This window comes from Cohnella fermenti, from assembly GCF_004801405.1.
Lineage (GTDB): Bacteria > Bacillota > Bacilli > Paenibacillales > Paenibacillaceae > Cohnella > Cohnella fermenti.
Genome location: NZ_SSOB01000018.1, coordinates 42,685 through 54,827, shown reverse-complemented (window position 1 = coordinate 54,827; position 12,143 = coordinate 42,685). Strand labels below are relative to the sequence as shown.

8 protein-coding genes are annotated in these 12,143 nt (G+C 55.9%); 6 read left to right on the top strand and 2 right to left on the bottom strand.

All coding sequences use genetic code 11. The features are described from left to right. Positions 1-52: 52 nt before the first annotated feature. From E6C55_RS15580 to E6C55_RS15560, 5 genes are all read left to right on the top strand, one after another. Positions 53-1,666 (top strand): extracellular solute-binding protein, encoded by a 1,614-nt coding sequence (locus E6C55_RS15580; protein ID WP_136370733.1) that lies wholly within the window; start codon positions 53-55, stop codon positions 1,664-1,666. Positions 1,667-1,690: 24 nt separating this feature from the next. Next, positions 1,691-3,565, top strand: a complete 1,875-nt coding sequence (locus tag E6C55_RS15575) for an SUMF1/EgtB/PvdO family nonheme iron enzyme (RefSeq protein WP_136370732.1) — start codon at positions 1,691-1,693, stop codon at positions 3,563-3,565. Between the two features lie 40 nt (positions 3,566-3,605). Continuing rightward, positions 3,606-4,523, top strand: coding sequence for a dihydrodipicolinate synthase family protein (locus E6C55_RS15570; protein WP_136370731.1), 918 nt, complete (start codon positions 3,606-3,608; stop codon positions 4,521-4,523). Positions 4,524-4,656: 133 nt separating this feature from the next. Continuing rightward, positions 4,657-5,976 carry a glycoside hydrolase family 125 protein gene (locus tag E6C55_RS15565; RefSeq protein WP_136370730.1) on the top strand — a complete coding sequence of 440 codons (1,320 nt, stop codon included), beginning with the start codon at positions 4,657-4,659 and terminating at the stop codon, positions 5,974-5,976. A gap of 13 nt (positions 5,977-5,989) precedes the next feature. Next, complete coding sequence (locus tag E6C55_RS15560; RefSeq protein WP_136370729.1) at positions 5,990-7,504, top strand: beta-N-acetylhexosaminidase; 1,515 nt, start codon at positions 5,990-5,992, stop codon at positions 7,502-7,504. Positions 7,505-7,538: 34 nt separating this feature from the next. Here the strand turns inward: E6C55_RS15560 and E6C55_RS15555 are convergent, their stop codons facing one another. Continuing rightward, positions 7,539-8,801: a helix-turn-helix domain-containing protein gene (locus E6C55_RS15555; protein ID WP_136370728.1), complete on the bottom strand. Its 1,263-nt coding sequence runs from the start codon at positions 8,799-8,801 to the stop codon at positions 7,539-7,541. Positions 8,802-9,275: 474 nt separating this feature from the next. After that, complete coding sequence (locus tag E6C55_RS15550; protein ID WP_136370727.1) at positions 9,276-9,656, bottom strand: hypothetical protein; 381 nt, start codon at positions 9,654-9,656, stop codon at positions 9,276-9,278. A gap of 208 nt (positions 9,657-9,864) precedes the next feature. Between E6C55_RS15550 and E6C55_RS15545 the strand changes: the two genes are divergently transcribed. Further along, a complete protein-coding gene (locus E6C55_RS15545) occupies positions 9,865-12,084 on the top strand; it encodes a glycosyl hydrolase 115 family protein (protein WP_407923737.1) in 2,220 nt (739 codons plus the stop codon). Positions 12,085-12,143: the final 59 nt, after the last annotated feature.

The window sequence follows — 12,143 nt, the reverse complement described above, 5'->3', positions numbered from 1 at the left end:
TGGCAACAGCGGGGAACAGTTCATACTATTTCGGGATACGGGGGGCACATCCATGAGAAAGTCAAAAACAGCGTTTTCTTGGTTAATTGCAGTGCTTGCAGTCACGCTTGTAGTCAGCGGTTGTTCGCAAGGCTCTAACAATAGCAGTTCATCTCCGTCGAGCTCCGCAACGGAAGCTTCGAATGAGGGGGATACGAGCGGCAGGCTGACAGACAAAGACGTTGAATTCACTATCGCAATGAGCGAAAATTCGTTGCAGCCAATCAATGCCGACTCTCCGTCTTTAAAGGTCATTTACGAGAAAACGGGGATTAAGCTCAAGCCCGTTATTATACCTGGCGCCGATTATGCGACCAAAATGAACACGTTGCTGGTTAGCGGCGAGTTGCCCGACTTCTTCCTGCTGTGGGGCGAACCGATGGACATATACGATACCGGAGCATTGCTGCCGATGCGGGAATTGATTAAAGAGAACGCGCCGGAGCTTCAAAAGTATTATGACACCGTCGAAAACCTGGATCGGACCATGATTATGGACGACATTTATACGCTTCCGATGATCAGGGCAGATGAGAACTACGAAAAGGGAACCTTGCCTATTATTCGGACGGACTTGCTGGAAGAGCAAGGGCTGGAAACCCCGACAACATGGGACGAACTGTACGAAGTGCTGCTCAAGCTTCGTGACGCCTATCCGGATTCCATTCCGTACGGCGCACGGGGAGACAATCGGCTGCTAGTCGACACATTGAGCCCGCTGCGCAGTCTTGGCGCTCACTACGATCTATACCCGAATGCAGATGGCAATTGGGAGCTTGGCCGCGCGCAGACTTCCTACAAGAAAGCGCTGGAGCTTTACAATAAAATGTACGAGAACAAGATCCTTGATAATGAATATCTGTTGGTCGATACCCAGGCCTGGCTTGAAGGACTGTCCAGCGGGAAGTACTTGTTCTTCTATGACAATCCCGTATTTATCGATCGCGTAACGCAACCATTGAAGCAAATTCAGCCGAATGCGAAGTTCGAGCCGTTGCCGATCTTGGCCAATGATGAAGGCGAACGTAAGAACTATAAGCAACCGGACCATTACTTTAACCGCTGGGGAGTTAACAAGAGAGTCTCCGATCCCGAGCTGGCCGTTAAATTCTTGAACTGGCTCTACAGCGAGGAAGGCATGCTTGCGCTCAATTATGGCGAGGAAGGCGTGCACTACGAGTTGGATAGCGCAGGACAGCCGCAATGGAAGCAAGAGATCGTGGATAAATACTCAAATGTAGAGAATCCCTTCTATACGATCCAATCGGATATCGGCATAGGCGAACTGTTCTTCACACCAGTATGGAAATCGTCCGCAGCAGATCAATTCAAAACAACAGATGAAGGCAGTATCAGTCCGCTTTATATTCACAACATGTATAAAGACGATCCGGCGATCATCTCGATTCCGCAACTGCCTCCGTTTACTCAAGAGGAAGGCGCGGAGCTTAAAGAAATTCGTCAGGCGATCAACGACTACTCTCTCGTTCAATTAAACAAGTTTGTCAGCGGAGCAAAGGATCTGTCCGAGTTCGAGCAATTTGCCAAGGAAATCATGGACAAGGGCGGCTCAAGAATGGAGCAGATTGCCAACGAAGCCGAGAAGCGCTTCCAGGAAAGCAAATAAGGCTAATGGGAGGTTGAATCGGAGTTGTTGACCGAATTAGGAATTACAATGAGAGAATTGGCGCCGGGCAAGTTTGCCCGGGGCCATTCTCAAGGCAAGTATGACGAAAGACCTGCCCATATTGTCACGATATCCTCCGTTTTTCGGTTGTCCGAGAACCCTATTACCTTTGCTCAATTCGAGAGGTTTAAACCAGGCTTGCGGGATGAGTTGCGCAAAATATTGCGTTGGTCTGAGGAGAATTTAGCGGAATATCCGGAGTACGAAGGACATCTGGGCGATAACGACCCTGCGGTTGGAGTCACCTGGTACGATGCGGTTGCATTCTGCGAATGGCTGAGCCGAAGCTCGGGAATTACGTATCGGTTGCCGACGGAAGCGGAGTGGGAGTATGCGGCGCTGCGCGATGAAGAGAGTGGTGAGGCTCTTGTTTCTCCCAGGAATGGTGAGAGCAGTGTAGAGGAATGGTGTCTGGATTGGTATGGTCCCTATCTGCCCTTCGAGCAGACGGACCCAGGAGGATACCGAAGCGGCATCACGAAAGTGACGCGAGGAGCTTCCAATTGGCAGCATGCTTCATCGCGCACCCGAACGAATCGGATGAGCTTCTTGCCTGCGGCGAGATATCCGAAGCTGGGATTCCGCATTGCCTCGGGTAAGCCTCCTGCTACCCATCAGAAGGATCAGCCGCTGGAGTTGCATGAGCTTAACGTCGATCAAAGCAAGGCATCGTGGGAAAAGACGTCTGAGGATTCGCCTGTGTTTATTCCGCCTGTCGACTTCGTTCGCATTCCAAATGATGCGCAAGGTCCTGTGTTTGCCAGCCACAACCATTTCCCGTCCATCACCTGGTGCCCGAACGGCGACTTGCTCGCCGTTTGGTTCACCGATCCCGGAGCGGGTTACACCGGAGAGGAAGGCAGTCAACTGAATATTGCGGCATCAAGACTGCGGCGGGGAGCCTCGGAGTGGGAGCAGGCATCCTTGTTTTACGCCGCGGCGGATCGCAATGATCATTCCGCTTCCGTATGGACGGATCCCGAGGATGGGCGAATGTATCATTTTCAAGGGACGGGCAGCTTCCCTAAGCAAGGGAATCAAATTCTGTTTATGCGCACTAGCCAGGACAGCGGAGCGACATGGTCCTATCCGCGCATCATCAGCGACAAGAGATCGATGTGGAATCCTCATGTTGTCATGAAGACGCGGACGGGTCGTCTGGTTGTCACAAGCGACTTTAACTTCGATCAACCGATGTGGGGACGCATCATTGTCAGCAAAGACGGCGGCCGGACGTGGAGACAGCCGGAAGGCAAGATTGTCGGTCAACATCCGGGAATCGTTGAGCTTCATGACGGAAGATGGTTGGCGGTCGGTCGCGATAATTGGAACGCAGAGCACGAAGCTATCCCCGGAGTTGGAGTGCCAATCAGCATTAGCGACGATGAAGGCGAATCCTGGATTTACCGACGCGAGCCATCGTTGGGAAGGGGCTTCAACTGGCGGCAACGGCCTGTATTGATTCGACTGGCAGAAGGTCCGCTTTTGTTTGTCGGCTTTACGGACAAGTGGGGGACACCGGATGCTGAATTCGTGAATGGTGTTGACATCATCGATCAGGCCGGGGTATGCCGCAAGGGATTCGGAATGTTCGCCGCGATCTCCGAGGATGACGGCTTAAGCTGGACGAATCACAAGCTGTTGACTCCGGGAGCCGAGTCAAGAGAGTATGATGGAGGCGGCAATACCGAATGGTTCACGGCAGACGCTTCCCATGCCGAGCCGGCCGGGTATATCCAGGCCATCCAGGCACCTGACGGAATTATTCATTTAATCTCGAGCAAGTTGCATTATCGCTTCAATTATGCATGGCTTCGGACCCCTACAATTAGCGTTTAGTCAGCAGGCAGAATTGTCGAGAATAGGAGTGGGAGAACCGATGGCAGCTAAACTACTGCATGGGGTAACGACAGCAATGGTTACTCCCTTTGACGAGCAAGGCAAAGTCAGCCTAGAGAGAGTAGAGCGGCTGACCGATTATTTGATCGAGAGAGGAGTGCATTGTCTCTATCCTCTCGGAACGACCGGGGAGATGGTCAAATTATCCACGGAGGAGCGCAAAGCGGTAGCCGAGACGGTCGTCAGGCGCGCGGCTGGACGGGTGACGGTATATATCCATACGGGAGCCGTAAAGCTTGAAGATGCGGTGGAGCTTTCCCGTCATGCGGCGGACATCGGAGCGGATGGAATCGGAGCGGTCACACCGATCTTTCTAGGCGCGAACGCTCTTGAACAGGAGTTCTATTATTCCCGAATTATGGATAGCGTGCCGCAGGACTTCCCGGTTTACCTGTATAACATTCCGCAATGCTCCGCCAATGATCTGACAATGGCGACGGCCGAGTCGTTGGCGAAGCGGTATGCTAATGTAGCAGGAATCAAGTACAGTCTTCCGGACATGCTGCGTACAAGCGAATACCTGGCAGTCAGAGAGGGCAACTTCTCGGTTGTACAAGGGACGGACCGCTTGTTCCTGGCTTCTCTCGCCATGGGTTGCGATGGAGTCGTTTCCGGTGTGTCCTGTGTATTTCCGGAGCCTTTCGTAGCCGTGTATGAAGCGTACCGGTCCGGAGATATCGCGTTGGCCAGACAGTGGCAGCGCATTGCGGTGAAATATTGCGAGACGCTGCGCAACGGCAGCAATATGGCTTACTTCAAGGCAGCCTTGCGTTATCGGGGAGTTGATGCGGGCTTTATGCGTCTGCCTCAGCTTGACCTGCCATCCGATGAAGCGGCTGAACTGGCAAGACAATTGCGAGCCTTGGACACGGAATGTCTGGCTGCTTCCGTCCACTGAGACATTGCCCTCGTTACAAATAAATGAAGATGGACAGGAGGGGCGAGAATTCTTACGAGATCTCGCCTTCTTCTTGTCTCCATTACGTTCATTCACATAGGCTAATCTTGTTATGCAAAGGAGAAAGTTCAATATGGAAGCGCGTTACTTGCCACAGATCGATATGCCGCCGCTTGACCTGCCTTCTTCAATTCAAGCGGCGCTCGCCGATGCGGACAAGCGACTGGCCCATCGGCCGAAGCTTCAACGTCTGTTCCGCAACTGCTTCCCCAATACGCTAGAGACAACGACAAAGCTTCTGGCGGACGGAACGACGTTCGTCATCACCGGAGATATTCCCGCCAGTTGGCTGCGGGATTCCGTGGAGCAGGTTATTCACTATATTCCTTATGCCAAGGGAGACTCTGATCTGCAACGCATTATCAGCGGCTTGATCAAGCGACATACAGAATATGTCCTGATTGATCCTTACGCGAATGCGTTTAATGAGTCAGCCAATGAGTGGCATTGGGATCCTAGCGATGAGACCGACATGTCCCCTTGGGTATGGGAGCGCAAGTTCGAGATCGATTCTCTCTGTTTCGTTATCCGCTTGGTTTATTCGTATTGGCAGGCAACGCAGACGACGGATATCTTCACCGGAGACTTCCGCAGAGCAATGCGAGTCATTGTCGAGTTGTTCAAGCGCGAGCAGCGTCATGCCGAACAATCTCCCTATCGATTCGCTCGCCACAATGGCGTTCAAGAGGACACCTTGGGCAATAACGGGTTGGGAATGCCTGTGAATTATACCGGTATGATCTGGTCGGGGTTCCGTTCCAGTGACGATGCGTGCGAGTTCCATTACAACATCCCGGGGAATATGTTCGCTGTCGTGACGCTTCGCCAGATGCAGGAGATTGCCACAGAGGTTTACCGTGATCTGAGCTTCCGTGAGGAGCTGCGGCAGCTGGAGTTGGAGGTAGAGAGAGGGATTAAGCTATACGGAATCTATCGCCATCCGCAATTCGGGCCTATTTATGCTTATGAGACGGATGGTTACGGCAATTATTGCCTGATGGATGATGCCGGAACGCCGGGGCTGCTATCCATTCCCTACCTGGGCTATACGGGAAGCGATGATCCTATCTATCAGAACACGCGACGCTTTGCCCTTAGCAAGGAGAATCCCTTCCACTTCGAAGGGAAGGCAGCCCAAGGCATCGGAAGTCCTCATACTCCGCCGGGCTATATTTGGCACATGGCCCTGTCCATGCAGGGATTGACGGCAAGCTGCAATGAAGAGAAGCTGGCGATGATCGCCATGCTGGAAGCAACCGATGCCGATACGGGCTATATGCACGAAGGGTTCCTGGCCGACGATCCGCATGTTTACACGCGGGAATGGTTCGCCTGGTCCAACAGTCTCTTCTCGCAACTGATTCTTCAGGCGCTGGAAGAGGATATCCTTTAAGAGGAGTAATCGTATGGGGAATGAAGCGAGAGAAGTACAATATGCTGTGTCAAGCGTACAGTCCTATCAGCTTAAAGGCGAAGCGATATGGGAATGGCAATCGAATTCCCGTCTTATCGTGATCAGCAATGATCGTTCGAGCAACAACGAGCGATTGGATCAAACCCTCGAGCTTCTGCAATCGGAGATGCTTGAGATGAAGCTTATTGACGAGGGCAGCATGGCGATTACGCATGGGAGCCTCTTGTCGGCAGAGGCGGGAGACATCGTTATTGAGATGAGAGCGTCGGAAGAGGGAGAGGATTCGGAGAAGTACACGATTGAAGTAGGCGACGTTGTCACCATACAAGCTTCCGGCACAAGAGGTTTGCTATACGGAGCAAGATGGCTTCTGCTGAGAACCTGTCAGCAACAGCCGATTCCCCATGGGGTCATCGTTGATTCTCCGGTCATCAAAGAGCGGGCGTTGCACATCGATATCGGGAGGAAATACTTCACTTGTCATTGGATTAAAGAACGGATTAAAGAAATGTCGTATTTAAGGCTCAATACGTTGCAGCTTCACTTCTCCGAGAACGAAGGGTTTGCGTTTGCTAGCGAGCGTCATCCCGAAATCGTATCGGAGAGGCATTTGTCCATGAAGGAAATACTGGAGATAAAGGAAGAGGCAAAGAAATACGACATTGCGATCATCCCCTCTCTGGATTCGCCCGGTCATTTGGCGTATGCGCTTCGAGCCCATGAAGAATGGCTGTTGAGGGATCGGGAAGGCAATGCAGCGAAGGGGGCTTTGGATATATCCAATCCGGAGGCTAGAGCGTTTATCGTTGATTTAATTGGCGAATATGCGAATTTATTCGAGGATAGCACGTCCTTCCACATTGGGGGCGATGAATTTATTGACTTCGACACTTTCGAATCGTATCCTCAGCTCGCCGCTTACGCTCGCCAGGAGTTGGGAATCGCCGATGGCGACGGCATTGATACTTATATTGATTACCTGAATGAGATTGCAGAATTGCTGGAGAGCAGAGGATTTGTCGTGCGTGCCTGGAACGATGGATTATATCGGGCGAACCAAGTTCAGAGAGTACATTTAAAGCCGTCCATCCAGATCGCCTATTGGACAAGATGGCACGTCAATATGGCGACCGTTCAAACGATATTGGACAAGGGACATGATGTTCTGAATTATAATGATGGCTACTTCTATTACGTATTAGGGGAAAATGCGGGATACAAGTACCCTTCTGCAGAGAGCATCTATGAGCAATGGCATCCGGGATTATTCTCGAGACCCGGTGATGCGCTGAAGCAGGAGCTGGACTGTCCTTATCCCCGGCAATTAAAGGGATGCTCCTTCGCCATCTGGAGCGATACCCCGTCCGCGCAGACAGAAGCTGAGGTTAGCTTGGGAATTCGTGAGCCGTTGTTGGCCATGGCTGAGCTGTCGTGGATAGGGGAGAAGCGTTATGAACAATTTAGGGATGCCAAGGCAGGCTCTGAATATGGCTCGGCGCTGTTATAAGATGTAAAAGGAGAAGCCCTGCATCCAAATAGGATCAGGGCTTCACGTCGGAGTCGGTCGGCTGCACGATGCGGCTCAGGCGCCACTTGGTCGGAGTCATGCCGTAACGCTTCTTGAAGAGGGTCGTGAAGTAGGTGCTGCTGCTGTAGCCGGATCGCTCCGCGACGGCGCGGATGTCCAGGTCGAGGTCCTCGGCGAGCAGCGAGCGGGCGAACTCGAGTCGGACCAGGTTCACGAAGTCGGGGAAGCTGCTGCCGGTCGTCTCCGTGATCATGCGGCTCAGATAAGGCGGGCTGATCGCCAGCTTGTCGGCCAGACCGTTCAAGGACAGCGACGGATCGGCGTAATGCTGGCGGATGTAGGCGATCGCTTCGCCCGCCACGTCGTGCGTCTGCACGGCGTTCAAGGCTCGCAGCTTCTCGTGCGCCTTCAGGCACAGTTGCTCCAGCCACGCCCGAAGCTCCTCGTAGCCGGGAATGTCCCAGATTCGCTGGTAATGCTCCAGAAAGTCCGCATGCTTAGCCAGGCCGCCCGCCACGCCGGATTCGGCGATCTTGGCGAGATCCGAGGCGAGCCGCGACAGCCCGATCGTCGCCTGCTCCAGGCGATGGGCGCCGGCCTCCGCCAGCAGGCGTTCCACCGCCCGCGGAATCAGCTCGTGCTCCTGGTTGCGGACCACCTGCAGAACGGCCTGCAGCGCGCTGTCCGGTACCGGCGCAGCGCTCAGCTCCGCCGCATCCTCCGCGAACAGAACGGGCATCCGATATTGGAACTTCATCGCCCGCAGGCAATCTCCGGCCTCCTCGTAGAGCGGCTTCAACTGCGTCGGGTCGGCGGACAGGCGGCTGACGCCGATTGCGCACCGGGTTCCGGGCCGGGCGAGGATGAGCTGCTCCAACTGCGCCCACCGCTCGCTGGTGGCATGCCCCATTTCTTTCAAAGCGGCCGCGAGCTTCAAGGTGCTTTTGGAGGTCCAACGCAGCGGAGAATCCGGTTCTCCCCGCGTGACGGGATCAATTAAGGTTAGGAGATCCCTCAGCAGCGTCGGGTCCGTATCGATCGTCCGCTTGCGACCCCCTCCGGCTTTGCGGATGCGGTTCACATCGATCTGTTCCGGATGTTCCAGTTCCCGTATGCCTTGTTGAATGACTTTATGGGAGACGCCCAGTTCTCGTTCGACGAAGGCAATGCCGCCGCGGCCGTAAGCGAGCGCCTCGGTTGCGACAAACAATCTTCGCTGATGCTCATTCAGGAAGGGCTTTAACTGGTCATAGCGTTGCTTCATCGTATGTGGCATGGGGCCTACCTCCTACGGGGCAGGAGGGCCGCTCCTGACGATCCGTTGATAGCCTCAGTTTAACAGATTCTGTCCGCCTTTTGCCGATTTCCAGTTCCGTTGTCGCTACTCCAGAGCTTTTGTTTCATTGAGTTTCCTAAAGTCGGTGAACCCGCCGAAGCAGTCGCCTCCGCCGATTCCATCGCTCCCGCTGCCTCCGCCGCTCCCACCTCCACTAATTACTACTCACTACTCATCGGCCGCCGACCTCCCGCCTCACCGCCTCATCTGTACATTGTCCCGCCGACTGAGTTTGGAGTACGAAAGTTAGAGTGTGAGTTAGGGGAGAGTGTTGGAGTGGGATTTTGGGCGGGGGAGGTAGCGGGGAGCTTGCCCGAAGGGTTAGAACGAGGCGGCTGCCGCGCGCAAGCAACAGCCTGGGGACGATCCCCAGGCTGTTTTTCCACGGGGCCCTATCTTGGGCCGCTTACATTCTTACATCGTCCGGTAACCGCCGGCGTTGTTCTGGCCGTAGGATTGGGATTGGATCGTGTTTATCTGGTTCATCTGGTTCAGATGGGCGGCCGAGTGAGCCGATTGCTCGATCTGCCTGCACAGTTGGGAGACGTGCTGCAATTGCTGAACGGCGTTCTGATGACCATGAAGCGCATTCTGGATCATTTGCGAAGCGTGCTGCTCCCGTTGGGCCAACTCCTGGAGACGTTGGGCGTTCTGCTGTTCCTGCTGCAGCAGCATTTGATAATTCTGGCTGGCTTGCTGCGTTTGGGCAATCAGCTGCTGGATCGCTTGTTCGCATTGCTGAAGCGTGCTGCCGGATTGATATTGATTTTGGTTTTGGCTTTGGTTTTGGTACATGGGATCTCCTCCTTGTTTTGTAGGACCTGAAGTAGTATCCCGGCTATGCCGAGGTTTATTCGTTGCGGGAGGATTTGTGGTCCCATTCGCTTGCGAATGTGAAAGAAGTTCGTTCATTGCCCGTCTATCCTGCGGAGAAGCCGACCTTATAATAGAAGGATTGGAACGGCATCCCGGCTACAGCGCCGCATACGAGGAGAGATGGATGATGAGCTTAAACGGAGCACGGTTCGCCGTTACTCGAGATACTGGATATGACTGCCGGGTCGAAGCGACTCCGGCTATTCGCCATGTGTGGGACATGATCGTCCGGGACCATGAGGCGGTGTTCGGCCAGGCGCCGCACACGGAGGAGCCGTACGCAACGAGCGGCACGGCCGTTGCCCGAGGCAGCTTGGTCGTTGCCCGAAGAAGCCCGACCATTGCCTTAAGCAACTCGACCGCTGCCCGAGGCAGCTCGACCGTTATCGTCCGGGCTGCCGAGCCCGCAGACCGGTGCCCGGAGTGGCCGGAGGCATTCGTCCTGCGATTCTGCCCTTCCTCGCAAGGGATGTGCCTGCACATTGCCGCACGGGACGAGCTTGGGCTGCTCTACGGCATGCTCCGCTACAGCCGGGAGGTGCTTGGCGTCGATCCGTTCTGGTTCTGGGCGGACCGACCGCCGGAACGAAGGGAGCGGATCGAGGTGCCGGCGGCGGACTTCGATTCGGTCCGGCCGAAGGTTCGTTATCGCGGCTGGTTCGTGAACGACGAGGTGTGCCTGATCGGCTGGAAGGAGGAGTACCCGCCGACACGCGAAGTGTGGGAGCCGGTGTTCGAGGCGCTGCTGCGCTGCGGAGGCAATATGGTCATTCCGGGCACGGATCTGCCCAAGACCGGCGTCCATGCCGAGCTCGCGGCGGAGATGGGGCTGTACCTGACGCACCATCATGCCGAACCGCTCGGAGCGGAGATGTTCCTGCGCGCTTACCCGGGCAAGAACGCCAGCTACAAGGAGTTCCCCGAGCTGTTCGAGAGGCTGTGGCGGGAGGCGATCGACAAGCAGAAGAACGACTGCGTCCTCTGGGTGCTGTCCTTCCGCGGGCAGGGCGACAAGCCCTTCTGGGAGAACGACCCGGCCTTCGATACGCCGGAGAGCCGCGGCGCGATGATCTCCCATGTGGTTCGCCGGCAGCATGACATGATCCGCGAGCAGGCGGCGGAGCCGGTCTGCTGCATGGCGATGTACGGCGAGATTGCCGAGCTGTACAAGGCCGGCCATATCGAGGTGCCGGACGGCGTCATCAAGATCTGGGCCGACAACGGCTACGGCAAGATGGTGTCGCGCCGCCACGGCAATCTGAACGAGCGCGTGCCGGCGCTGCCGCCGCGAGGGGACAGGGGAAGGAACGGCGTATACTACCACGTAACGTTCCACGACCTGCAGGCGTCCAATCATCTGACGCTGTTCCCGTCCCCGCCGGAGCTGATCGCAGGTGAGCTTGAGGCGGCGTTCGAAGCGGGAGCATCCGAGTACGTGCTTGTCAACTGCGGCAATATCCGCCCGCATCTATACACGCTCGATCTCGTCGCGGAGCTGTGGCACGAGAGTCGCGCGGACGTTGGCGAGCATCTGAACCGATACGCGAGGAGGATGTTTGCTGAGGACGGGAGACGAGACGGCGGCGAGGAAGAGCCGGAGGCGATCGCCGAGCTGTTCCGCGGTTACTTCGACAGCGCCATCGCTTACGGCCCGCATCCCGACGATCGCGCGGGAGACGAGTTCTATCATCATCCCGCGCGGGAGATCGTCGGGCATTGGCTGCGGGGACAGTCGACGACGCCGAACGCCAAGCTGCTGTGGGCGGCCGGAGATCGCCCGTTCCGGGAGCAGGTTCGCCGGTTCGCGAACCTGGCCCAGGAGGCGATCGCCTCCTGGGAGGCGCTGGAGCGCCGGATCGTCTCGGCGGCGGAACGGCTCCCGGCGGCCGCGAGCGCCAGGCTGCAGGACCAACTGCTGCTGCCCGTCCGGCTTCATCTGTCCGGCTGCCGCGGCCTCGCCGCGCTGGGCCGCGCGTTCGAAGCCTATGCGGATTCGCGTTATGCGCTTGCCTTCGTCCATGCGTCCGAGGCGCTCGGGCATTACGGAGACGGGCAGCAGGCGCTGCGCGAGGCCGAGCACGGCCGGTGGGCGAACTTCTACCGCGCGGACTGGCTGACCAACATCGCCAATACGGTCGACCACATGGACACGCTGCGGCGCTGGTTGCGCATGCACGGCGACAGCCCGGACATGTTCCTCTGGTACAAGGAATACCTTATGCCCGAGACCGAGAAGCACATTTACCTGGAGAACACGCACCGCAATCCGCTCTCCGACGACAAGCTGGCCGCCGCTCTTGGCGAACGATTCCGGCAGGAAGAGCCGAATCTCTTTGTTGGATACTGAAAGAAATGCATTCATTGCTCTCCTTATCGCCCGCTTCCTGCGCTTGTATACTGGGAACA

Bases quoted from the DNA above. Each gene is read 5' to 3' on its own strand.
- E6C55_RS15580 (WP_136370733.1), top strand. From the start codon at position 53: ATGAGAAAGTCAAAAACAGCGTTTTCTTGGTTAATTGCAGTGCTTGCA.
- E6C55_RS15570 (WP_136370731.1), top strand. From the start codon at position 3,606: ATGGCAGCTAAACTACTGCATGGGGTAACGACAGCAATGGTTACTCCC.
- E6C55_RS15565 (WP_136370730.1), top strand. From the start codon at position 4,657: ATGGAAGCGCGTTACTTGCCACAGATCGATATGCCGCCGCTTGACCTG.
- E6C55_RS15560 (WP_136370729.1), top strand. From the start codon at position 5,990: ATGGGGAATGAAGCGAGAGAAGTACAATATGCTGTGTCAAGCGTACAG.
- E6C55_RS15555 (WP_136370728.1), bottom strand. From the start codon at position 8,801: ATGCCACATACGATGAAGCAACGCTATGACCAGTTAAAGCCCTTCCTG.
- E6C55_RS15550 (WP_136370727.1), bottom strand. From the start codon at position 9,656: ATGTACCAAAACCAAAGCCAAAACCAAAATCAATATCAATCCGGCAGC.
- E6C55_RS15545 (WP_407923737.1), top strand. From the start codon at position 9,865: ATGAGCTTAAACGGAGCACGGTTCGCCGTTACTCGAGATACTGGATAT.